21 protein-coding genes are annotated in these 21,336 nt (G+C 69.9%); 18 read left to right on the top strand and 3 right to left on the bottom strand.

Translation table 11 applies throughout. From position 1 onward, the window contains the following. The first annotated feature begins 66 nt into the window (after nucleotides 1–66). From ABLE53_RS24600 to ABLE53_RS24550, 11 genes are all read left to right on the top strand, one after another. Nucleotides 67–450 (top strand): hypothetical protein, encoded by a 384-nt coding sequence (locus ABLE53_RS24600; RefSeq protein ID WP_348861836.1) that lies wholly within the window; start codon nucleotides 67–69, stop codon nucleotides 448–450. 53 nt (nucleotides 451–503) lie between these two features. Continuing rightward, nucleotides 504–1,907: a P-loop NTPase family protein gene (locus ABLE53_RS24595; protein ID WP_348861835.1), complete on the top strand. Its 1,404-nt coding sequence runs from the start codon at nucleotides 504–506 to the stop codon at nucleotides 1,905–1,907. 149 nt (nucleotides 1,908–2,056) lie between these two features. After that, nucleotides 2,057–3,520, top strand: coding sequence for a hypothetical protein (locus ABLE53_RS24590; protein ID WP_348861834.1), 1,464 nt, complete (start codon nucleotides 2,057–2,059; stop codon nucleotides 3,518–3,520). A gap of 120 nt (nucleotides 3,521–3,640) precedes the next feature. Next, nucleotides 3,641–4,345 (top strand): hypothetical protein, encoded by a 705-nt coding sequence (locus ABLE53_RS24585; RefSeq protein ID WP_348861833.1) that lies wholly within the window; start codon nucleotides 3,641–3,643, stop codon nucleotides 4,343–4,345. Then, a complete protein-coding gene (locus ABLE53_RS24580; protein ID WP_348861832.1) occupies nucleotides 4,342–4,794 on the top strand; it encodes a hypothetical protein in 453 nt (150 codons plus the stop codon). Before ABLE53_RS24585 ends, ABLE53_RS24580 begins: the two co-directional genes overlap by 4 nt. Nucleotides 4,795–4,831: 37 nt before the next feature. Continuing rightward, nucleotides 4,832–5,401, top strand: a complete 570-nt coding sequence (locus ABLE53_RS24575; protein WP_348861831.1) for a DNA N-6-adenine-methyltransferase — start codon at nucleotides 4,832–4,834, stop codon at nucleotides 5,399–5,401. 44 nt (nucleotides 5,402–5,445) lie between these two features. Continuing rightward, nucleotides 5,446–5,715, top strand: coding sequence for a helix-turn-helix domain-containing protein (locus ABLE53_RS24570; protein ID WP_348861830.1), 270 nt, complete (start codon nucleotides 5,446–5,448; stop codon nucleotides 5,713–5,715). Beyond that, nucleotides 5,712–7,139, top strand: coding sequence for a type II toxin-antitoxin system HipA family toxin (locus tag ABLE53_RS24565; RefSeq protein ID WP_348861829.1), 1,428 nt, complete (start codon nucleotides 5,712–5,714; stop codon nucleotides 7,137–7,139). Before ABLE53_RS24570 ends, ABLE53_RS24565 begins: the two co-directional genes overlap by 4 nt. A gap of 605 nt (nucleotides 7,140–7,744) precedes the next feature. After that, nucleotides 7,745–8,701 carry a ParA family protein gene (locus ABLE53_RS24560; protein ID WP_348861828.1) on the top strand — a complete coding sequence of 319 codons (957 nt, stop codon included), beginning with the start codon at nucleotides 7,745–7,747 and terminating at the stop codon, nucleotides 8,699–8,701. Nucleotides 8,702–8,982: 281 nt separating this feature from the next. Next, nucleotides 8,983–9,309, top strand: a complete 327-nt coding sequence (locus ABLE53_RS24555) for a hypothetical protein (RefSeq protein ID WP_348861827.1) — start codon at nucleotides 8,983–8,985, stop codon at nucleotides 9,307–9,309. A gap of 32 nt (nucleotides 9,310–9,341) precedes the next feature. Then, the gene (locus ABLE53_RS24550; RefSeq protein WP_348861826.1) at nucleotides 9,342–10,130 is read left to right on the top strand and encodes a hypothetical protein; all 789 of its coding nucleotides are present in this window, start codon (nucleotides 9,342–9,344) and stop codon (nucleotides 10,128–10,130) included. A 254-nt stretch (nucleotides 10,131–10,384) separates the two neighbouring features. Here the strand turns inward: ABLE53_RS24550 and ABLE53_RS24545 are convergent, their stop codons facing one another. The 3 genes from ABLE53_RS24545 to ABLE53_RS24535 all read right to left on the bottom strand — a co-directional run bounded on the left by ABLE53_RS24545 (nucleotide 10,385) and on the right by ABLE53_RS24535 (nucleotide 14,135). After that, the gene (locus ABLE53_RS24545; RefSeq protein WP_348861825.1) at nucleotides 10,385–12,592 is read right to left on the bottom strand and encodes a hypothetical protein; all 2,208 of its coding nucleotides are present in this window, start codon (nucleotides 12,590–12,592) and stop codon (nucleotides 10,385–10,387) included. Between the two features lie 551 nt (nucleotides 12,593–13,143). Next, nucleotides 13,144–13,518: a hypothetical protein gene (locus ABLE53_RS24540; protein ID WP_348861823.1), complete on the bottom strand. Its 375-nt coding sequence runs from the start codon at nucleotides 13,516–13,518 to the stop codon at nucleotides 13,144–13,146. Between the two features lie 269 nt (nucleotides 13,519–13,787). Next, nucleotides 13,788–14,135: an ArsR/SmtB family transcription factor gene (locus tag ABLE53_RS24535; RefSeq protein WP_348861822.1), complete on the bottom strand. Its 348-nt coding sequence runs from the start codon at nucleotides 14,133–14,135 to the stop codon at nucleotides 13,788–13,790. Between the two features lie 688 nt (nucleotides 14,136–14,823). Here ABLE53_RS24535 and ABLE53_RS24530 point away from each other — a divergent pair. From ABLE53_RS24530 to ABLE53_RS24500, 7 genes are all read left to right on the top strand, one after another. After that, the gene (locus tag ABLE53_RS24530; protein ID WP_348861821.1) at nucleotides 14,824–15,447 is read left to right on the top strand and encodes a hypothetical protein; all 624 of its coding nucleotides are present in this window, start codon (nucleotides 14,824–14,826) and stop codon (nucleotides 15,445–15,447) included. A 134-nt stretch (nucleotides 15,448–15,581) separates the two neighbouring features. Continuing rightward, nucleotides 15,582–16,403, top strand: a complete 822-nt coding sequence (locus ABLE53_RS24525; protein ID WP_348861820.1) for a hypothetical protein — start codon at nucleotides 15,582–15,584, stop codon at nucleotides 16,401–16,403. A 68-nt stretch (nucleotides 16,404–16,471) separates the two neighbouring features. After that, the gene (locus ABLE53_RS24520; protein WP_348861819.1) at nucleotides 16,472–17,086 is read left to right on the top strand and encodes an SAF domain-containing protein; all 615 of its coding nucleotides are present in this window, start codon (nucleotides 16,472–16,474) and stop codon (nucleotides 17,084–17,086) included. A 162-nt stretch (nucleotides 17,087–17,248) separates the two neighbouring features. Beyond that, the gene (locus ABLE53_RS24515; RefSeq protein WP_348861818.1) at nucleotides 17,249–18,097 is read left to right on the top strand and encodes a hypothetical protein; all 849 of its coding nucleotides are present in this window, start codon (nucleotides 17,249–17,251) and stop codon (nucleotides 18,095–18,097) included. After that, nucleotides 18,097–19,461, top strand: coding sequence for a TadA family conjugal transfer-associated ATPase (locus ABLE53_RS24510; protein ID WP_348861817.1), 1,365 nt, complete (start codon nucleotides 18,097–18,099; stop codon nucleotides 19,459–19,461). The genes ABLE53_RS24515 and ABLE53_RS24510 overlap by 1 nt, the downstream gene beginning before the upstream one ends. After that, entirely contained in the window at nucleotides 19,461–20,357 is an 897-nt protein-coding gene (locus tag ABLE53_RS24505) for a type II secretion system F family protein (RefSeq protein ID WP_348861816.1), read from the top strand. Before ABLE53_RS24510 ends, ABLE53_RS24505 begins: the two co-directional genes overlap by 1 nt. After that, nucleotides 20,354–21,301 carry a hypothetical protein gene (locus ABLE53_RS24500; RefSeq protein WP_348861815.1) on the top strand — a complete coding sequence of 316 codons (948 nt, stop codon included), beginning with the start codon at nucleotides 20,354–20,356 and terminating at the stop codon, nucleotides 21,299–21,301. Before ABLE53_RS24505 ends, ABLE53_RS24500 begins: the two co-directional genes overlap by 4 nt. Nucleotides 21,302–21,336: the final 35 nt, after the last annotated feature.

Below are 21,336 nucleotides of genomic sequence, written 5' to 3'. Positions count from 1 at the left end.
TCATCTGTTCCACTGGATAGCGGGGCCGATCCCGCTAGCCGGCCTGTCTGGAAAGGACCACCGCTGATGCCGACTGCCACCACCTCCGGTGAGCGCGAGGGATACGACGCAACCCCGGACTTCGTCTACGCCGTCTCGCTCCTCGCCGCCTTGGAGGGCGTCGCCGGACAGGCCGGGCACGCGAGCGCGTTGCCGTTCCTCGGGATGGCGCGCGCCGAGCTCACCGACTTCGGCCAGCGCCGCCCCGTCGGCTACCTGCCGGTGCAGGTCGACGATCTCCGCGCCGGGCTGGCCGAGCTCGAGGAGCGGATCACCGCCCTGCTGGCCGACTCGACGGTCCTCCAGCACAGCCTCCGCCTCGACGCCGCCCGCCGCATCCTGCGCCGCGGGCTGACCACATTGGGCGCGCCCCGCCTCGGGGCTGGACAGCAACCCGCACAGCGGGCTTAGAGACCTTTAGAAACATGTGGCTTTCTAAGGGTTTCTAAGGCAGGGTTGGCGGCATGCGTCCTCGGATCTACAACTACGGTGCTTCGAAGAAGCCGCCCTTGCTCGTGGGACGCGACGAGTTGCTGCGGGCGTGGGACGGGCAGCTGGGCGAGGTCTGCCGGAACGGGCGACGAGGGGTGGACGATTGGCTGTTCACCGGGCCGCGAGGCATCGGGAAGACGGTCACCGCCGATCAGCTTGCCGTGATGGCGCAGACTCGCGGCTTCGAGGTCGTCAGCGTGCAGGCGGTCGACCAGCAGCCGACACTGATCCCGTCGCTGCTGCAGCAGGCCAGTGATCGGCTCCGGGCGAACTCGACCCCGTGGGAACGGGCCAAGACTGCATTGGAGCGCTTCGCGGGGATCACGCTCGGCGCGGGTGGGATCAGTGTGGGCGTCTCGCTCAGCCCTGAGGATCAGGCATCGAGCCGGCGCACGCCGGAAGCCTTGGCGGAAGCATTGGCGGAGCTCGCCGCCGCTGTTCACTCAGAGCGCCGGGGCGCGGCCGGCCTCCTGCTGCTGGTGGACGAGGTGCAGGCCGGGAACCAGGCCGAGCTGGGACTGCTCGGGGCTGCCTTGGGGCGGCTCAACAAGGAACCGCCGTCGGGCAGGGCCGATGCGCCGGTGCTGTTCCTCGGCAGTGGTCTGCCAACGACCGGCGATGCTCTCATCGCGGCTGGTGTCACTCATCCCGAGCGACTCTTCAACGAGATCTTCCTGCCCACCCGCCTGACCGAGCACGACGCCCGGCGAGCGATCGTCGAGCCTGCGAGGGGCGTCGGGGTGGACTGGGAGGACGCGGCCGTCGACGCAGTCCTGGTGGCCTCGGACTGCTTTCCCGCGCATGTCCAGTACTTCGCGGACGCGGTGTGGGCCAAGGGGTCGCGGCCCGACCTGGTCACCGGTGGCGACGCGGCGGCAGCGATCCCGGAGGCGATGGATCTGCTCGATCGGAAGAACGAGCGCAGCCTCGGTGATGACTGGCGCAAGCTGTCCGACCGTGAGGCCGAGCTGGTGACGGCGATCGCGCTGTGCGGCGGCCGGGCCAGTGTGGCCCAGCTGGAGCAGCTGCTTGGCCGCCAGAGCCGCCAGTGGTCGGTGGCGCGTGAGGGCGCCCTGCACAAGGGAGCCATCGCGGCACCGTCCCGTGGTCGTCTCGAGCTCGCCTCGCCGGCCATGGTGCGCTACGCCCTGGCGCACTACCCGGATCGTCACCAGGACGCGCGCGTAGAACTGGCGACCCTCGACGAGATGCATGCGCGGCTTCCCGCCACAGTCGCGCACGCGGTGGACGGCCCGGTGGCTCTGCAGACCGCCGCGCTCAATCCAGCGCGGCCGTCGGGCACCTCGTCCCCGCCGCGGGGCCTGCCCGCCCCACAGGATCCGGGACCTGAGAGCGGGAACCCGGGCATCACCTGACGCGCGGCGAGCGCCGGCCCGGGCCTAATCCCCCGGCCCCGCCGGGCCACGCGGGCTGGACCGTTCTGCCGGAGGTCGCCCTCGCGTACGCAGAGGCGGTCCGCAGATTGTTCGCTGCGCCGCGTCCGATCCGGTGGGGCGAGGGTTGCTTGTCCCGGCATGAGCACGACTGGATCCCGATCGTGGTCGCCGGGCGGCCTGCGATGACGGTGGCGACCTACGGCGAGCACGCCGAGAACGCGGCGCGGGCTCTTAATGCGCTGGTCGTCGCCGATGAGCTGCCGGCCGACGCGGTTGCGGTCGACCAGCTGCTGCACTGCCGGGAGGCGGTGGTGGACGCGCTTCGCCAGCGGCTCTATGACCTCGGCCAGGACGACTGGTATCCGCCGGTGGACCATCTGCCTGCGCGTACACCGGCACCGGCCCTGGCCGGGTTGGACGAGAAGCTCGCCAGCCTGGTGGACAACATCGCCTTCTCGTTGCCGTCGCTGCCCTGGGACGAGCGGCGCTCCCCGGTCGAGGTCCTCGCCGAGGAGGCGACCGACCCGACCGTGGAGTCGTGGCGGGCAGCGGCGATCGAGCTGCTGGCCGGCTCCCATGCGCTCTCGGCCGCAGAGGAGCAGCCGTGGCGCACCGACCCCGGTGCCGGCTGGTGGGTCATGCGGGACGTCGCGGTCGCCCTGGAGGCAGTACTCGTGCTCGACGCCCGACTGGACGAGGTCGGGCTGCTCAACGATCACCATCGGCCGGAGTACGCGATGGGGCTGGACGAGAAGCGGATGGTGCTCTCCCAGACCGCTCGGATCGCCACCTGGCATGCCACGAGCGCGAGCCCCGAGGAGGCCACCCCGCGGCTGCGCCAGGTCGAGCCCTCCGCCGTGCTCCAGCCGGTGGCACTGGTCGGCGCGCCGGAGGACCTGGCGGCGGCGCAGCGGCGGCTGGCTCGGTTCTTGAAGCCGATGAGGGCCAACGACGCCTTCTTCGACGACGAGCCGGAGATCACCGCTGACGCCGCACGGCAGGTCACGGCCAGCCAGCTGTATCTGTGCCAGGTCTTCGCCCAGGCTGCCGAGCAGTCAACGAGGACCCGCAGCCTCGCGGCGTTCTTCGCCGAGCGTGCCGAGGTGCTGGAGGAGCTCCAGCCGCGGATCAGGTATCTCGCCGCCGTCTCCGACGGCCGCGACCCGAACAAGCGCACCTTCTGGCAGCAGAGCGAGCTGACGACCGCGGTCGCCCGGATGCAGGACCGCGGGGTGGCGATCCGGCTGCAGCCGCCGCAGATGGCCGAGTTGGCGAAGGCGACCCACGAGGTCACCCACAACCTGGGCAAGGCGCTGCGCCGCGAGCTGCTCCGCGGCAACAGCCACCTGATCGACGCCGACCCGCGCCGTCGAGACGGCCCGGCGCGGGTGAACCGTCGTTCGCCGCTGGAGATGACCCTGACCGACCTGGTCAACCTGCCTGCCCCCAGCGAGCCGGCGGCCCGGTTCGGCAACCCGCTGCAGCGGGCCGCGCTCCAGCAGACCCTGACCATGACCCCGACCACGTCGGCCCGCGCGCCGACGCCGTTCCCGGCCGCGCGCAGCGTCACCTACAGCGCGCCGGCCTTCTAAAGACCCTGCTCGGCCCCGTCAACGCCGCTCCATGGCGCAGCGAAGGGCACCCACGATCCCGGCCCTCCTTACGGGAGGTGTACCTGCGGGGCCGAGCACACCACCTGAGAGGAAGAGACGATGAGCGACGACCACACCCCCTCACCCGACACCAGGACCAGCGCCCGCACCGGGACAGAGCGTTGGGAGGACGCCCCGGACTATCCGCACCGGATCGAGGACCACGTCAAGGTCTACCTCCACCTCGAGGAGCCGCAAGCCGGAGGTGGGGGCGGCCGGTGGGTCGTGTCGGGCGTGACGGTCGACGGCTATCCGCTCGACGGCAGCGAGGACGGGCATTACTGCGACTACGAAGGCCACCCAGCGGGTGCCCGCCCGGACTGGGACCATCAGCACCAAGCGGCCGCGGACGTGGATCTTCCGACCGCCGAAGAACTGCTTCCGCTGCTCGCCGACGCCCTCGGAACAAGCGTCAACGGGCCGACGGTCGACCAGTTGCGCGCCGCCTCGGACCTTCTCGCCGAACACGCCCAGTGGCGTTCGGAACGAGCTGGCCCCTCGGCCGCCGAGTCTGCCAGCGACTTCCCCGCGGCATCGGAGTGGCACGACAGCGATGACGCCGGATGCGACCTGGCCGACCGAGCGATCGCCCTGCTCGCCGAACTGACCGGGCAGCCCTCGCCCACTCTCGAGCCGAGCCCGCCCGCTACCTCGACGGGTGTACCGCTGATGCGCTCCGCGCTCACAACCGCCCCGGACACGCCCGCACCGGCCCGAGTCGGGATCACCTCGACGTCACAGCCGCCCTCGGGGCCGGGCCGATGAACCGCGAGCCGTTCGGCACCGACCACGCGACCCGTTTCACCGACCCGATCGCAGCGGTCGACCACATCCGCCGCATCGCGCGGGAGACCGCAGCGGCGTCGGGCTACCGTGCGGCCTCGGCCGCGGTGATGGAGGTGCGGCGCGAGTACCGGATCATGCCCCTGCAGCGCGGCGACGCGGCGCCGGAGCGGCTGGCCGCCTGGGACGCGGTGCGGTTGGAGGCTCGGACGTTGGTGCCGCTGGCCATGGGCGGCAGCCAAGATCATGCGTGGTTCGACCAGCGGGCAGCGACACCGGCCGATCAGCCGGTTCCCGATCAGCCAGCCTGGGCACCGGATCCACCGGCGGCCCTGCAGGCGGCCGCGCTGCGTCCGCCGCACACCGTCGCGCCGGCGCCGACCCCGCTCCCCTCCCCCACTGCGACGCCGGCCCGGACGCCGAGCCCGTGATCGGGCGGCGGCCCGTGCTGAGGGCTGGGTGGTGGTCGTGAGAACCGAGCTCGCCCTGTTCCGGTTCGACAACGGGCTCCGGCGTCGCACCGAGGATGCCGCCGAACAGGTGCACCTGACCCCGCCTTACGTGCTGGAGCCGGTCCGCGCCGCCCTGGGTGGCCGGATCGAGCTGGACCCGTGCACCACTCCGGACAACCCGGTCGGGGCGGAGCGGTTCTATGCGCTGCCGGACGACGGAGCTGCCCTGCCCTGGTCGGCCGCGACGGTGTTCTGCAACCCACCCTACGGCGAGGTCCGGGTGCGCTGGGTACGCCGGTGTGCCGAGGCCGGCGCCGCTGGCTCCCGGGTCGTGTTGCTCATGCCCGCCCACACCGACACCCGGATCTGGCACGAGGCGATGGCCTCGGCCACCTCTCTGCTGTTCATCCGGGGCCGGGTGAAGTTCGGCCTCGCGCGCAGCAATGGACGACAGGTCGCCGCGTCGCACCCCTCGGCACTGGTCGGCTGGAACGTCGATCTGCGCCAGGCACACCAGCTGGGGTCGGCGGTGCTCCTGGGCAACCCACCGCCGTCCACGTACGTAGACATTCCATTTGGTCTATGAACGAAGACAAACTAGAATGCCTACGTTCGTAGACAGGAGGCGTGATGGCCGCGATCAGCAGCGCACGGCAGCTCGGCGGGGCGGTGCGCGCGGAGCGCAAGCGCCGCGACTGGAGCCAGGCCGTCCTGGCCGAGCGTAGTGGCGTTTCGCGGGCGTGGCTGGCCCGCTTCGAGACCGGCCATCCGGCCGCCAGCCTGGAGCAGGTCTTCCGGGTCCTGGCTGCGCTCGATCTCGACCTGAGCCTCGCGGCCCGTCGGGTCTCCCCCGCCGAGGCCGAGGTGATGGCGGCACTGGCGAAGCGAAACCAGCAGTGAGGCAGCGCGAGCTCGCGGTGGTGATGTACGGCCAGGTCGTCGGCCACATCCGCCAGCCGTTCCGGTCCTCCGAGCCGGAGTTCACCTACGACGCCGATTACGTCGAGCAGGGGCGCACTCCCCTGTCGGTGCTGATGCCGGTCGCTGCGACGACCTACCGCGGCGTGCGCGTGCAGGCGTTCCTGGAGGGCCTGCTGCCGGAGGACCCGCAGATCCGACAACGCTGGGCAGCCCAGCTCGAGGTCGAGTCCGACGACTACGTCGGCCTGCTGTCCCAGATGGGGTGGGACTGCCCGGGCGCGGTGCAGTTCAGCGCCGTCGACGAGCTCGACGAGATGCTCGCCCGCAACCACGACCTGCCTGCGGTTTCGGAGGAGGCGATCGCCGCTCGACTCCGCGACCTGCGCACCACGGGTGAAGCGAGCTGGACGCTGCCCGATGAGCACTGGTCGCTGCCCGGCCAGCAGGCAAAGATCGCCCTGACTCGGCTTCGGGACGGCTGGCACGAGGCACACGGCTCGGCGGCAACGACGCACATCATCAAGCCCGGTATCGGCCGACTCCACCACCAGGCGCTGGTCGAGCACGCCACCATGCGCGCGGCCGCGGCCTGCGGTCTCGCGGTGGCGAACACCGAGTTCGTCTACTTCGGCGAGGAGCCGGCGATCGTGGTCGAGCGCTATGACCGGCTCGTACTCGAGGATGACACCGTGGTTCGCCTCCACCAGGAGGACTTCTGCTCGGCCGCGGGCCGCCTGCCGGCGAGGAAGTACGAGTCCGACGGCGGTCCGGGCCTGCGGGACATGGCACGCACTGTCAATCAGGTGGCCACCCATCGCGCCGCGGCCGTACGGGCCGTCGGGGACTTCGTGGCCTTCAACTACGTGTCCGGCTCGCCCGATGGTCACGCCAAGAACATCTCGCTGCTCCTGCTCCCGCACGAGACCCGGGTGGCGCCGCTGTACGACTTGGCCACCGGCTTGCCGTACGACACCAAGAACCCGGAGTTCCGTCAGGTCGCCGTCGGCATCGGCGGTCGACGCAAGTTCGGTCAGGTCCTCGGCAAGCACTGGGACCGGGCCGCCGAACAGCTCGGCATCCCTGCCCCCGAGTACCGCGAGCGTGCCCGCTCCCTTGCTCGCGCGTTCCCCGACGGGTTCTCCGATGCGCTTAGGAGCCTTGAGACGCCCGAGGCGGAAAGCATCCGGGGGCGGAGTATCGACGCGATCGCAACGCACACCCGGCTGGTGCTCGAACGACTCGACGACCCCGTTGCACGCACCGGAACGGGCCGCCAGCCCGGCGCTGCACAACGATCCGCCGCCTTGCAGGCCGCGGGACTCGAGCAAACGAAGTCACCCGATCCGCACGGCCCACCGCCTCCCGGCACTCCCCCACCGGACCCGGGGCCGCGAGTCTCCTGAGGGCGAATCCCACCGCTGTTGTTCCACGGGGCTCACGGCCTTCCCAAAACGCCCCGCCAGAAGCCCGAGAACGGGCCTCTGGCGCCCTTTGGGCGCCACGATGGGCCCAACCACGCCTCACGAGGTGCGGCCCTCAGAGCCGCGGCCGACTCGAGAGCGCATCGGCGCACTACCGCGCCTCACTACCGCCCACCACTATTGCGCCTCACTACCGCAGGCCACTACCGCGCGCACCACCGCGCCACGGTGCCGCGCGCGATACTCCTGTGCGGTGCCGCCGCGATGTGCTGTCTTGGGGTACGGCGGGCGGTAGCGGTCATCGGTAGTGCTCGGCGGTCATGCGTGGCGGCGACGCGTGGCGGTGTTGCTGTGCACCATCGTCCGCACCGCCGCATGGGACTGTTGTGTCCCGCTGGTGCTTTGCGCTGGTGCTGCGCAGTCGTGGACCGCGGTACCGCTGTGCGCTAGCGCCTGCATCACGGTGGCGCGGTACCGCCGTGCACTACCGCACGCCGTTACCGCGTGTCGCTACCGCGTTGCGGTGGTGCGCTGCGGAATCATCGGTCCCGAATTCGCACGCAATCGCACAGAGAGGCTCTTCCCCGATGGCCTTGACCCAGGACGTGCTCAGCCGAGTCATCACCTTCGCCAATGGCAAGGGCGGCGTCGGCAAGACCACGACTTCCACCAACTTCGCGGGCCTGAGCGCCGCCGCGGGGTGGCGCACCCTGTTCCTGGAGTTCGACCCGCAGGGCGATGCGGGCGACGATCTGGGTTACAAGCGGGACGCCGCCAACGACCAGGGCGCGCACATGCTGGAGGTGCTCGACGAGCACAAGCCGCTGCAGCCGGTGCTGCGCGATGTGCGCCCGAATCTCGACGTGGTCCCGATGGGACGTGAGGCGCTGAAGAACATCGAGGACGTTCTTGCCGGCAAGGAGCGGCGCGGAACCGAGTACCGGCTCATGCTGGCCGAGGCGCTGGCGCCGCTGGCGCGGGACTACGACTTGATCGTGATCGACACGCCGCCGACTCGGCCGGCGGTGCTGCAGCTGGTGCTGGGCGCGACCCGGTGGCTGGTGGTGCCCACGAAGAGTGACCGCTCCAGCATCGGGAACTTGGCTGAGCTTGCCGCCGAGCTGGAAGAGGTGCGGCGCGTCAATCCGCATGTCGAGGTCCTTGGCGTGGTGCCGTTCGACTTCGACAAGCAGGCAACGCGGGTGAACCGCGATGCGATGGAGGACATCAAGACCGTGCTCGACGGCGCCGCGTCGCTGTTCCTCGATGACGCCGGTGAGGTCATCACGATCCGGCATTCGGTGGCGGCCGTGGACGCGCGGGCGGCCGGCAAGCTGGTCCACGAGCTCGCGGAGATCAAGAACGAGGAAGACGCGGGGGAGCCGTGGTGGAAGGCGCTTCGGGAGGGCCGTCGGCCTGAGCGGATCCCGGGTAGCGTCGGAGCGCTCGCTGACGACCACCTGCTGTTGACGAACGCGATCTTGACCCGGGTCGACGAGCTCGAGGCAGCCCTGGAGGAGCAGCGGCAGGGGGCGACGGCATGAGCCGCCGCGAGCCGATGACCCCGATCGCCGGGTTGAAGAAGCCGACCCTTCCCGCACCCAGCCCCCGGCCCCGAACCTTGGCGCCGGTCCCGGAGCCGAGTCCCGAGCCGACGCCGGACCCCGTCGACGACCAGGCCGCCGACGGGCGGCCGGTTGAGGCACCGAAGCAGTCTGGTGCCCGGGCGAAGTCAACGTCGAAGCCAGCGGGTCGGCCGCGGAAGACGCCGGCGGACAAGGCCATGTCGCCGGCTCGGAGCGCGAGCGCGGACACGATGAAGCCGGTGTCGGCGTCAGTGCCGCTCACCCTGGCTGAGGCGTGGCGTGACCGCGCGAGGCGCGACCGCACCTCCCAGGTCGACGTGCTGCTCGACGCCTTGGTTGCTCATCAAGATGATCTGGGGGAGCTGGTCGCGGCGCGAGGGGAGAAGCCGACGGTGAGCGACGGGCTGTTTGACCGGACCCCTGGCACGAAGGGGGAGCGGTTCGTCGGGGTCTCGTTGAGGATCAAGTCGCGCAACCTCGATGTCATCGACCAGCTCGCGGACAAGCACGGCGCCGAATCGCGGTCACAGCTGATCGCCGCCGCACTGTCCGCGTACCTGCAGTAGACCGTGTTCACGACGCCCGGGGGAGGTCTTTGGTGAGCATCGCCGCGGCCACGGCAGGGAAGGTCACGCATGCGCGGCGCCGACTCGGCGCCTCATGCAGAGCTTGCGGGTCGACGAACACCTGGGTCGAAATCCGGCGAGAAGCAGATCCGCGCCGGCCGGCCGGGGTGGGGGAGTGGCCTTACGCGGTGTGCCTGTCGTGCGGGCATGCCGTGCGGGGACGACCCAAGCAGCCTGAGCACGAGACGCCGACCGCTGAGCCGGCCGACGCGACGCCGTCGACCACCGGCTCCGACGATGCTCGTCCTGGCCCGGATGGAAGGAAGCCGCACGAGCGGAGGCCGCGACCCAAGGTCGACGACGGGCGGGTCGAGGAACTCCTGCGCGCCGCCGGGTTCAACAAGGAGATCACCCCGGAGGTGCTGGAGGCCCATCGCCGGTTCGCGACCCACGCCGGCAAGCCGGGGCTTCCGCGCTGGAAGGCGGCGGTCGCCCTGCTCAACAGCGCCCAGGGCCGCGGGGAAGTGCCCCACGTGCGTGAGATCTACGCCGAGGAGAAGCGACGCCGCGAAGCCCGGCGGGCTCGGGCCGCGCAGCTACGTCGGCAAGCAGAGGACCTGGCCGACCAGCATGCGGCCGCGGCACGCGAGCACGTCGCACGGGTGTGGGCTGACACGGGGGAGGGGCCGACCTGGCGTGAGCTCGCCGAGGCACTCGGCGTCCGCGGCCCGCTGGCATCGGCTTTGGTGGATGTGCTGCACCGCCGCCGGGTACTCACCTCGAGCGAAGAGCCGCGATCACTCGCCGTGGCACCGGGGTAGTGACCTGTCGTCTCGGCCGCCGAGGCTCGATCTGCTGGGTGTCGAGGTCGCGAAGGCCCGGCTGTCGAAGGGCTGGAGCATCGACCGGCTCGCGGAGCAGTCCGGGGTGGGTCGCCGCACTGTCAATCAACATCGAGGGTGCCATCAAGACACCCCCCATCGACACGCTGTTCGCCGTCGCTACGGCGCTTGAGGTGCCTCTGGGCGACCTGGCCGCGGTGCTCTGATCGCCGGCCGTCGCGCACTCCCGCGGCTTATCCAGCGGCCTGCTGCTGGTCTGGTTCGAGCAGGTTGCCCTGGCGTTCGAGGAACGCGGCGTCGCGTGCGGCGGCGCCGTCGGGCAGCAGCGCAGCCTGTTCGACCTCGGGCCGCAGCGGGCGCTCGTCGACGACGGGTGTGGTGAGTCGCTGGGCGGTGAGGCCGTAGCGGAGCCGGTGTCGGTTCCATGCCGCGACTGAGGCGCTGCGTTCGGCGGGGGAGAGCTCCTTGAACCGCTGCTTTCGTTCGAGGCTTCGCTGGACGTATTCGTCGGGTGGAAGGCTGCGCAGCCAGGCCTGGTAGTTCTCGAGCTCGTCCAGCCCGGCGCGGATGCGTCGTTCTGCGAGCTCGGCTTTCCGCTGTGCCTGCTGCGTGAGGGACATCTGTTCGAACTCGAGTCGCTTGGCGGCGGCTCGTTCGGCGCGTGCGGCGGGGGAGAGGTTGTCCCACCAGGCCTTCTCCCGCGCCTTGGCTGCCTTGATGGCCCGTGCACGGCCGGTGGTCCAGCTCGAGGTCGTGTGGGCCCGGTAGGCGGCTCGTTCGGCTTCCACCGTCTCCAGTTGCCGGGCGTACGCCGCGGCTGCGGCTTCTTCGACCTGGAGGGAGCGGGGTCGGGTGGCCGCCTGCCAGCGGCCGTCCTCGTCGACCCTTGCCATCCCCGCCTTCGCCAGCGCGACCAGGGCCGCCTTCGCCGTGGATCGCTGTGACTTCGACGGGCTGTCCGTGGCCTCTTCCACCAGGCCTGCCTTCACTGCCAGTTCACCCAGGTCCGTGGGCTCAAGGCAGGTCAGCAAGGCACGCCAGAGGCTGTGGCTGGAGCGGGGCAGGGTGGTCCAGAGGCCGCGAGCGACCGGGGGTGGGTCAAGAGCAGGTGGGGGGATTTGCCGTCCCCCCTGCTCGGGGGCGGTGTTGATTTCGAACTCATAGGAGGTGGAGTCCCGCTCGGTGGCCGACAGGCAGTCGGTGTGCAAGGTCCCCAGGCGTCCGTTGAGGCGGGCGAGAGCCGCGCGGATGGTCTTGCGGTCGCCCAGGCCCGTGTCGAGCAGCAAGTCGCGTTCGGGGCACGGGACGCGCAGGCGGCCTTCACGCAGGACCCGGTCCAGCAGCTGGTGGCCGACCTGGAGCAGCGCCGGCCGCTGACGCGCCGAGACCGTCCACATCAGCCGCTCCAGCTCGAGGCGGCCGGCGGCCACGGCATCGACGACGTGCCTCGGCGGTGCCGCGACCGGGCGGGGCTTGTGGTCGGGTGTGGTGTGGAACTCCGCGGCCGTGCGGACCAGCTCGTTCCACACATAGGTCAGCCACCACGAGTAGCCCTGGTGCTTGGCCTTGGTCATCGCTCGCGGATGGGACTCGCGGATCAGCCGCCACGCCAGCTCCGGGTCGCCGATCGCCCACACCATCTCTCGGGTGCAGGCAGCCTCGACTAGCGACCGGTCGACCTCGACCGCCTGACGGGTCTTCGTCGCAGCCGCCGACCACGAACCATCCGGGACCTGCCCGGTCAGCAGGTACTGGCGCCACTCACCGCGCAGCTGGCGCTTCCACCGTTGCAGCGCCAGCGGCACCACCAGCCCGGACCCGGTCGCGGCGCCCGCCGCTGTGGTCGACGTGCTGATCTTCGCGGCCTTGGCCTTGGCTCGTGGCCGCAGCGGGGAGGGCTCAGGGCGCTGGGGGAGGACCCGCTTCAAGTCGCGCAGCGCCTGTCTCAGGTCGCCGACGGGCTTGGTCACCGCGCCGTGGCGGTGAGGCGAGGAAAGGGGGCGGACGGCGTCGCGCAGGTCGAGCTCGCCCGGCGGGACCTTCACATCCAACGCCAGGGCCGTCAGGAACTCGGTGACCTCGGCCGCGAACCCGGTCCGCGACGCCTTCGGGGCGTACCGGTAGTCCGGGCGGGCGAAGAAGATGTGCGCGCGGCCCGTGGCGCCGCCCGAGGGACGCTCCAGCACCCAACAGTCCCGGCGGCGCAGCCAGTCGCAGATCTCGGCCGCGAACCAGTCACCGAACGCGCCAGGAACGTCGATGTCGACCACACCAGCGCCGGCACGCAGGTGACCCACCAACGCTGCGACCCTGCCCTTGCCGATCAGCTCGAGCCCGTCGACCAGCGTCGGTACGACAGCGTTCTTGACCGCCTCGTTGCCAGCGTCGATCAACAACCACTGCGACGCGTCGGGGTTGAACAGGTGCTCATCCAGCGCCAACAGCGCCGGCGAGACACGCCGACCCGAATCAGGGTGTGCGGCATCGCCACGCGACGCCGGTACAGTTACCGGCAACAACTTCAGCAACCTCCTTTCAGAGGTCCCCGGTCACCAGCGCCAACTGGTTCCCGGTCTTCACTAAGACGGTCAGGTCCCGCGCCAACGGGGCCTTTCGTCATTTCTGGGCCTATGGGCCGTCCCGGACGCAGCCGGCCACCACCGCCTTCCGTGCTCGCAGGGGCAGGAAGTGCGTGGACCGAGCGCTCTCTACCTCGGCTCCGGCCTGGAGTCGCAGAGCGTCCCGTCCACTCGCGGGAGTGGAGGTAGTGCGCCCTGTCAGTTTCGACACGCGGGGGCTGGAATGACTGCCGCTTCGCGGGGAGCTGTCGTACAGTGGCCATCGCCAACCTCTTTTGGGTAGCACAGGACCTCCTCTCCTACTTGAGTGGTTCTCAGACTTTGCGAATCCGGGCGGCAACCCGGTGGAGCTTCCGACTAGGCCCCGCTGCAACGGGGCCGTTGTCGTTTTTCAGGGCACTGCCCTGACCCGGTCATCCGGTCATGGGCATCTGCTCTCCGGCCCTCGTGGCCTTCGTCCGCGCTCTCAAAGCCTTCTTCATCACCCTCGGTTCGAAGGGGACGTCGTGGAAGTCGCAGATCGCCTTGGCGATGTAGTCGCTCAGCGAGACGCCCATGTCTTCGGCCTCGGCCTTGACGATCGCCGCGGCCGCCATGGGCACTCGGGCGATGAACTGGACCCGGCCGTCGTCGACGGCCGGCGGCAAGGCGTGGTCGACGACGCCGCCAGTCGGAACCTCCATCGGCACGTCGACGTGACGGCACACCACGTACGCCAGGTAGTCGGTGTAGTGACACCCGAGCGCAACGGCCTCGCGCCGGACCCGCCTCCCGGCGAGCTCCGGCACCCTAGTCATGAACGTGTGGCGCTCACCCTTGGACTTGCGACCCATGCGCATATCCAATCGGCTCCGCAGTCGACCGCCCTGCAACCGCGGCCACGCGGCGTGTCGCAAAATTTCAGAAAAAGGAGAGTGTTCGAGGTTCCGAGCTCGACGGATGTTCGGCGGAGCAGCATCCGCTGCTGCTGAGTGGGGGAAGACACTCACGTCGGGACTGGCAACAACAGGCACGCCAGATCGGACACCGCCCCGAGAGATCGTCGGCACGCGTGGCCCTAGCCGTCCTGCTTTGCGGCGGGGGAGTGGCGACCGGTGACGTAGTCGACCCACATCCGGCCCACTTCCTCCGCCCGTTCGATGTTGGTTCGCCACAGCACGCCGCGCCGGCCGGGGCCACGCTCGTCAGGGGGCGTATCCGCGGTGACCAGGCCCTGGGCCTCGAGTACCGCGAGGTGGCGGCGCATCTGTCGATAGTCCGAGTCAGTGGCCTCAGCCAGCTGGGCCGCCGTCTGCGCCTCGAGCGCAAGAAGCCGCAGAACCTCCGTGCGTACACGGTTGCCGACTGCATCGATGATCGCGATCACCTCCTCGGGCATCTCAGGCGGTGTCGGCTGCTGCGGCATGCGTCGCATTGTGCCCGACACGTCGATCGGCCTAATGGGGTTGTAATCACCCGTTTCTGTGTGATGATGACGGTACAGCAACGCGCGGGTCAGGCGAAGCAACCCACGCTGAGCGACGGAAGAGAGGGGCGTGACCGAACCACCGGTCTCGTTCACAATGAAGATCCGCTCGCCCCACCGGGGCGGGCGTCTCGGAAGGGCACATCGTGGAGACGACTCGGCGACCTCCTCACCCGCGGGCCTCTGGCCTGCCCGGGCGCGGTCGCGTTGCCAACGCCACCGATCCTGCCGCCCACCTCCGCGGTCACTCGGAAGGCAGCAACACCCGCCAGCCCGGCGGGATCACCGTCGTCCCCACGCCGCGCCGGCGTCCTTCCCGCCTGGCCTGTTCCCCACCGCCCTCAAACGCGGGAACGACTCAGGCGACCGTGGCGCTCCCGCCAGCTCGAGCGACAGGCGGGAGCGCCACGGGAGACGAATCTGAAGGAATCTGCCAGAGGCATGTCCGATCCACCGACGCCGTGGTTGCCATCCCGACTGAGAGGGCATACCGGCAGGTGGAGAGGACTCGCAATGGATCGGACACGACAGGCAGCGCCGTCATGACCCCGTTGCAGAGCCGTCCTGTCTCCGAGGCGCCTTACGCTGCGACTGGACAGTCGCACACCACTCGGGAGGTTCGGTGCTGATGCGCCGCTTTCATCGCAAGACCGCAGCGGCCCTTGGGGCCGCAGTACTCATGCTCGGCACCGCTGCCTGCGGGGGCGGCGACGACCCGACGAGCGACGACAGCCCGTCGCCCACGGTGAGCAGCTCGCCAACCAGCAGCCCGTCGCCGACCTCAGACGCCTGGAAGAAGAAGTACACCCCGGCGCAGCTGAAGGCCTACCAGGACGCCCTCGCCCGCTGGACCGAGTACGAGCAGCGCTCCGAGCCGATCTGGGCGCGGGGCAAGGCCACCGAGGCCGCTGCCAATCTCTTCAAGGAGTACTTCCCGTCGCCGTTCTGGCAGAACCAGTACAAGCGACTCGCCTCCTACGAGCAGGTCGACGTCAAGGTGAGCGGCACGCCCGGCATCTACTGGTCGAAGGCCAAGTCAGTGTCGAAGGACGGCGGCAGTGTCGAGATCACCCAGTGCGTTGACAACACGCAGATCAAGGTGACCCAGCACGGCAAGCCCGCCAAGCCGGTCAAGGCACAGCAACGGCCGAACCTGCGGACGATCAGTCTCTCGAAGCCCAAGGGTTACGACTGGTTGATCTACGGCATCGAGGACGCCTCAAGTGGGAAGCCGAAGCCATGCAAGCCCTGAGAGTGATCGCCGCAACCGTCGGTCTCATCCTGAGCAGTCTCCTCATGCAAGCTGGCCCTGCTCGCGCGGATGGAGGCGCGCCGAGTTGCCCGCCCGGGCAGACGCCCTCCCAGATTCCCGGCGGATGGATCTGCGTGGTCGTCACCGTTCCGGGAACGCCAGGCGGTACCGACACCGACCCGGGTCCGGGCGGCGGCTCTGGGTCGACGGTGCCGGCGACCTGCGACGACATCTATACGGGGGAGGAAGTTCCGTGCACCGACCCGAACGCTGGCGCATGGTTCCCGAACGCGATGAACGGTGCCGGGTGCAACGCCTACATGCTCCAGCCGCAGCCGAAGCCCGGTTCCCCGCTGTGGGAAGGGCACGATCCGTCCGAGGGCTCTGTGTGGGGCTGCGATACGGACTTCGCGAATAACGGCAACACGTTCTTCGTGCCTAACGGTCAGGGGCCGACGGTGGTGGACCCGGCGGTGCTGGCGCAGCGTGCGTTGGGGCGGATGAAGCTGGTGACTGCTGACGCGAAGATCGCGCCGGGCCCGAACTTCCACACCTACATCAACATCGACAACTGGCTGTGGATCCCGCCGGAGCAGTGGCACACGCTGAACCTGTCGGTCTCGGCAGGTCCTACGACGGTGACGGTGACGGCCGCGCCGGTTCGTGTGGACTGGAACATGGGCAACGGCGAGACCAAGCAGTGCGCGGACGCGGGCCGGCCCTCAACGCCCGGCATGGGCGAGTCGGCGAAGACGACCTGCAGCTACGCCTACACGTCATTGACGAACCCCGACGGCGACACGCACACCGTCTCGGCGCAGCTGGTGTACGCCGTGACGTGGGCATGCACCGGCACGTGCCTGACGCCGTCGGGCGACCTCGGCGAGATAACGGCCCCGGCGGGCCAGACGACTTCTATTGAGGTGCGACAGCGCCAGACGGTGGTGACCCATTGAGTACGACGACTAACGGCCAGCGCATGGGCCAGGCCGGTGGACTGGACCTTCGTTCAACGTTCGGCCAGGTGACGCAGAAGGCCCCGCGGAGGCTGGGTTCGTGGGCGGCGGCGATCTTGTTCGTTGTCCTCGTGGTGATCGGTCTGCTGGCGCTGTTTCAGGCCCAGGGCAACCGGGTTGAGGTGCTGGCGGTGACGAAGCCGGTTCCTGCCGGCCAGGTGATCGAGGCGAGCGACGTGCACGCGATCCAGGTTGCTGGCGTGCCGGACGCGATCGCCGCATCCGATATCGACTCCGTGGTCGGGAAGCGCGCGTCGACGGGCCTGGTGGAGGGCCAGATCCTGACGCCGGGCGCGGTGACCGGTGAGCCGATCCCGGGCGATGGGCAGCGGCTGGTCGCGCTCCAGCTGCCGCCGGGCCGGGTGCCGGGCGGGTTGGCGCCTGGCGCAGTGGTGAGCGTGCTCGTGGCCCCGCAGGACGGTTCCGCTGCGAGCGCGAGCCAGCTGCAGGACCCGCAGTCGCTCACCGATGGCGCCCAGGTGCAGTCGGTCGGGAAGACGCCCGACGGCAACAAGGTCGTCACTGTGCTGGTGAAGGACTCGGTCGCCGAGTCGATCGCCGCGTACTCCGCGGCGGGTCAGGTGACGATCGTTCAGGCGCCGATCTCCACGGCCAAGGAGTGATCGCGCGTGCTGTTCGCTGTCTGCTCTGACCGAGGTGCACCGGGATGCTCGACCGTTGCCCGGGTGCTCGCGTCGGCGCGCGGCCTTCCTGCAGTGGCGGTCGGTGCCGATCCTTACGGCGACGACATGGCGTTCCGCGTGCGTCCGGACGGGAGTCACCCGATGCCGGCAACTCCGACGGTCCTCGGGATCGGTGCCGGTCAGATTTCGGATGAGCCTCAGCGCCGCGGCCCGATCGGGCTGCCGTCTCAGGTGAAGGGGCCGCGGTACGACGATCTCGGGCGCGAGGGCTCGCACGAGCTGTCTCCGCTGGTCCGCGTGGTTCCGGGGTTCATGACCGCCGAGCAGGGTGCGCCCACCTCGTGGAGGGTGCTCGCCGATGCGTTGAAGGCACAGAGCACGGCGGTGTTCGCCGACCTGGGCAGGATCCACTCGGGCTCACCGTCGATGCCGATCGTTACTGCGGCCGATGCGATCATCCCGGTCTGTCGCGGCGACCAGGTCTCGGTGCAGACGATGACGAAGCGCGTGGAGCTGCTGGTGGACGCGTTCGCCGAGCGCAACCAGCGGCCACCGGCCGTGGTCCCGGTCGTGATCGCGAACCGCAAGCACGGCGACGCGATCGCCCAGATGGTCGCCCAGATCCTTGCCGACTCGGCCGCCGGGGCGGCCGTGCGCAGCGTCGCGTGGGTGGCCTGGGACCCGGCGGGGGTGGCCGCCCTCGACAACGGCGGCGACCCATGGGCCAAGCCGCTGCGCAACTCGCCGCTGATGCGGTCGGCCCGCAAGGCGATGTGGCATCTGGGCATGGCGACGGGCCTGGACCACACCGAGCCGAACGTCAAGGGCAAGCGTGTCCGCGACGCCGCCGAACAGCCGACCCACCACGCCATCCCGACACAGGTGCCGCCGCCTGCGCCGAACGGTGCGCCGCAGCAGACCTGGGCACGGGAGGCCGCGGCCAGTGAGCCGGGATCGTGGCAGGTCTCGCCGATGGGGGAGGAGCACTGATGGAGCCCAGGAACCGGGGCCGGGATCACAACCTGCTGCGGCAGCTGCAGGTGCGGGTCGGCGACAAGCTGGAGAAGGAGATCACCGAGCGCGCCCGGTCCGGGAAGCCGCCGATGACGGCCGAGGACGAGGAGGTCATGAAGGCCGAGCTCGCCCGGCAGGTCGTGACCGAGCATGTGCGGTCGGTGGCCGAGCAGGGCGAGGGCACGATGAGGTGGGAGGACGCCGAAGACCTCATCGATGCGTTGAAGAGCCTGCTGTACGGCGCCGGGTCTCTGGATGCGCTGCTGCGTGATCAGCGCATCGAAGAGATCGTCATGAACGCGTGGAACAAGGTCTTCTGCTATTGCACCGACGGCACCAAGGCCCGGGTCGCCCCGGTGTATGCCTCGAACGAGGAGATGGTCGAGGCGATCCAGACCCTCGCGACCCACGAGGGTCTGTCCGGCCGCGCGTTCGACAGCGTCAACACGCACGTCAACTTTCGTGTCACCTACACCATCGACACCCCTGACGGCCCGCAGGCGGGCACGGCCCGCTTCCAGGCCAACATGGGGACCAGTACGGCGCCGTCACTCACGATCCGACTTCACCCGCCACAGCGGCTGTTCCGGCTCAAGGACCTGGTCGCGGGCGGGACGATGGACCAGCAGACCGCAGACTTCCTGACCGCACTGGTACGAGCACGGAAGAACGTGATCATCGCCGGAGAGACGGCGGCCGGGAAGACGGTCCTGCTGCGTGCGATGGCCGCCGAGATTGGTCCCGAGGAGCGGCTCATCACCATCGAGCGTGCTCTCGAGCTAGGCCTGGAGGACGACGAGGAAGCCCACCCCGACATCGTCGTGATGGAGGAGCGGCTGCCCAACGCCGAGGGCGAAGGCGCGGTGCCGATGCGGGACCTGCTGATGATCTCCAAGCGGATGCGGCCCGACCGGGTGATCGTCGGCGAGGTCCTCGGCCCGGAGATTCTGGTGATGCTCAACGCCATGATGCAGGGCAACGACGGCTCGCTCTCCACGATCCACGCCAACTCCTCGCGCGGGGTCGAGGAGAACATCGTCTCCTACGCCATCCAGGCCGAGGAGCGGCTGCCCCGTGAGGGCACGATCAGCATGATCGCCAACGGCCTGGACTTCATCGTGTTCGTGAAGCGCTACCGCTCCGACGGCGAGCAGCGCCGCGTCGTGCACTCCATTCGCGAGATCGAGGGCCACGACGGCGACATGTTGAAGACCAACGAGATCTTCAAGCCCGGTCCCGACGGCATGGCTGTGCGCGACCGGGATGTGCAGATCATCTGCCTGGACGACCTGCGCGAGGTCGGCTACCGCGACAGCGGCGACCCGGGGCGGTGGGCCTGATGATCGTCCTCCTCGGCGTACTTCTCGCGCTCGGGCTGCTGGGCCTGCTCCGGTTGGCCCGGGGCCGCCCCCTGATCCCCGACGGACTGTCGCAGCTCCCGCGGCGTACCAGCAGGCGTCGGGTCCTGACCACGAAGGACAAGCAGAGCATCGCAGCCGGCCTGGCGGTCGGCGTGGTGGTGTTGCTGGTCTCCCGCAACCTGGTGTTCGCCGTGATCGGCGGCTCGGCGGTGGTGCTGTGGCCGATGATCGCCGGCGGCGGCAAGGCCGAGCGGGCGGCGCTGGCGAAGCTCGAGGGGCTGGCTCAATGGGTGGAGGCGCTGCGCGACCTGATCCAGCAGGACGCCGGGCTCGAGTCGGCGATCCCGAAGACGGTCGATGGGGCTGCCGACGTGCTGGCGGCGCCGCTGAGCCGGATGAAGCAGCGTCTTCGGGTCAAGGTTCCACTGCCCGCGGTGCTGAGCCTGTTCGCCGAGGACCTCGACGATGCGAAGGCCGACCAGGTCGTGGCCGCCCTTTCGCTGGCTGCCCGCCAGAAGGGCGGCAAGCTCTCCCGTGTGCTCTCCGCTCAGGCGGAGTCGCTGCGCGAGGAGCTGGACATCCGCACCAAGGTGATGCGCGAACGCAACACCATCCGCCGGGAGGCTGCCCAGGTCGCGGTGCTGAGTGCGGTGCTGATCGTGGCAGCCAGCCTGTTCACGCCGCCCGCGATGCCGCACGGCGACAGCGGCGCGGCCGGCACGCTGCTGCCGCTGTTCCTCGCGGCCGCGTACCTGTTTGTGTTCAGCCGCGTGAAGAAGCTCGCCGAGCCGGAGCGGGAGCCCCGGTTCCTCTCCAGCTCTGCGGAGGTCCTCGAGGCGGCCTCCTACAAGCCGAAGGCGGTGACGACGCTATGACAGCGGTGATCGTGCTCGGGGTCCTGCTCGGCGTGGCGCTGCTGCAGCTGCGCTGGCTCGCGTTTCCTCCGCCACCGGACCTGATCGGGGAGATCGAGGAATGGCGCCGCGGCCGCGAGCTGGCCACCCAGCGAGCGGCCGGCGGCCCCGCCCCGGTCTCGCCGATGGGGCGGCTGACCAGGTGGCTGGTCGAGACCATCAACCACTACAAGCCGGAGTGGCTCGACAGCCTCGCCCCCGACCTTGCCATCACCCAGCGCGAGCTCCACACCTGGCTGACGCGGGTGGTGAGCCTGACCCTGACGTTCGGACTCGGGCCGACCGTGCTCATGCTGGCCCGGCGGGCCGGCGGGCACGATGTGTCGTGGCAGTGGGGTCCGATCATCGGCCTGCTCCTCGGCGGGGCCGCCGTGGTGCTCTCGGTTCGAGACCTGCGCACCGAAGCGGCGCGGGTCCGCAACGAGTTCAGCTGGGGCATCTCGACCTACCTCGACATGGTCGCGATGAGCATGGAGGCCGGCAAGGGCCACGCAGAAGCACTCCCGGCCGCCGCCAAGATGGGTGCCGACCGCGTCGACGAGGCCCGCGGCCGCGAGACGCGGGTGTTCCGCGAGCTGCGCGAGACCATCCGCCTCGCCCCGGACATGGCGATGTCGAGCTGGGGTGCCCTGGGGCGGCTGGGGGAGCGGTACGGCATCCGCGAGCTGGTCACCTTGCGGTCCAGCATCCAGCTGGCCAACGACGACGGCGCCCGCGTGAAGCAGTCGATCGTCTCGCTCGCCAAGAGCATGCGGTCCGCCCGGCTGGCCGCGACGCTGGAGCGGGCGAACAACGCCACCGAATCGATGCGGCAGCTCACCGTGATCGCCGCAGGCCTGGCCGGCGTCTACCTCGCCGCGCCCTACATCTTGTCCCTTCGCGCCGCCGCCGGAATGCCCGGTTAGATCGCATCGCGAAGAGACCCCCAAGCCTGAAAGAC

The sequence above is a fragment of the Nocardioides asiaticus genome, assembly GCF_040049175.1.
Classification (GTDB): domain Bacteria; phylum Actinomycetota; class Actinomycetes; order Propionibacteriales; family Nocardioidaceae; genus Nocardioides; species Nocardioides cheoyonin.
Note: the sequence above shows the minus strand (reverse complement) of the source record. Positions and strands in the feature narration are given on the sequence as shown.

Excerpts from the sequence above, each read along its gene's own strand:
- ABLE53_RS24570 (WP_348861830.1), top strand. The coding sequence starts at position 5,446 with ATGGCCGCGATCAGCAGCGCACGGCAGCTCGGCGGGGCGGTGCGCGCG.
- ABLE53_RS24595 (WP_348861835.1), top strand. The coding sequence starts at position 504 with ATGCGTCCTCGGATCTACAACTACGGTGCTTCGAAGAAGCCGCCCTTG.
- ABLE53_RS24600 (WP_348861836.1), top strand. The coding sequence starts at position 67 with ATGCCGACTGCCACCACCTCCGGTGAGCGCGAGGGATACGACGCAACC.
- ABLE53_RS24585 (WP_348861833.1), top strand. The coding sequence starts at position 3,641 with ATGAGCGACGACCACACCCCCTCACCCGACACCAGGACCAGCGCCCGC.
- ABLE53_RS24580 (WP_348861832.1), top strand. The coding sequence starts at position 4,342 with ATGAACCGCGAGCCGTTCGGCACCGACCACGCGACCCGTTTCACCGAC.
- ABLE53_RS24505 (WP_348861816.1), top strand. The coding sequence starts at position 19,461 with ATGATCGTCCTCCTCGGCGTACTTCTCGCGCTCGGGCTGCTGGGCCTG.
- ABLE53_RS24535 (WP_348861822.1), bottom strand. The coding sequence starts at position 14,135 with ATGCCGCAGCAGCCGACACCGCCTGAGATGCCCGAGGAGGTGATCGCG.
- ABLE53_RS24500 (WP_348861815.1), top strand. The coding sequence starts at position 20,354 with ATGACAGCGGTGATCGTGCTCGGGGTCCTGCTCGGCGTGGCGCTGCTG.
- ABLE53_RS24560 (WP_348861828.1), top strand. The coding sequence starts at position 7,745 with ATGGCCTTGACCCAGGACGTGCTCAGCCGAGTCATCACCTTCGCCAAT.
- ABLE53_RS24510 (WP_348861817.1), top strand. The coding sequence starts at position 18,097 with ATGGAGCCCAGGAACCGGGGCCGGGATCACAACCTGCTGCGGCAGCTG.
- ABLE53_RS24515 (WP_348861818.1), top strand. The coding sequence starts at position 17,249 with ATGCCGGCAACTCCGACGGTCCTCGGGATCGGTGCCGGTCAGATTTCG.
- ABLE53_RS24530 (WP_348861821.1), top strand. The coding sequence starts at position 14,824 with ATGCGCCGCTTTCATCGCAAGACCGCAGCGGCCCTTGGGGCCGCAGTA.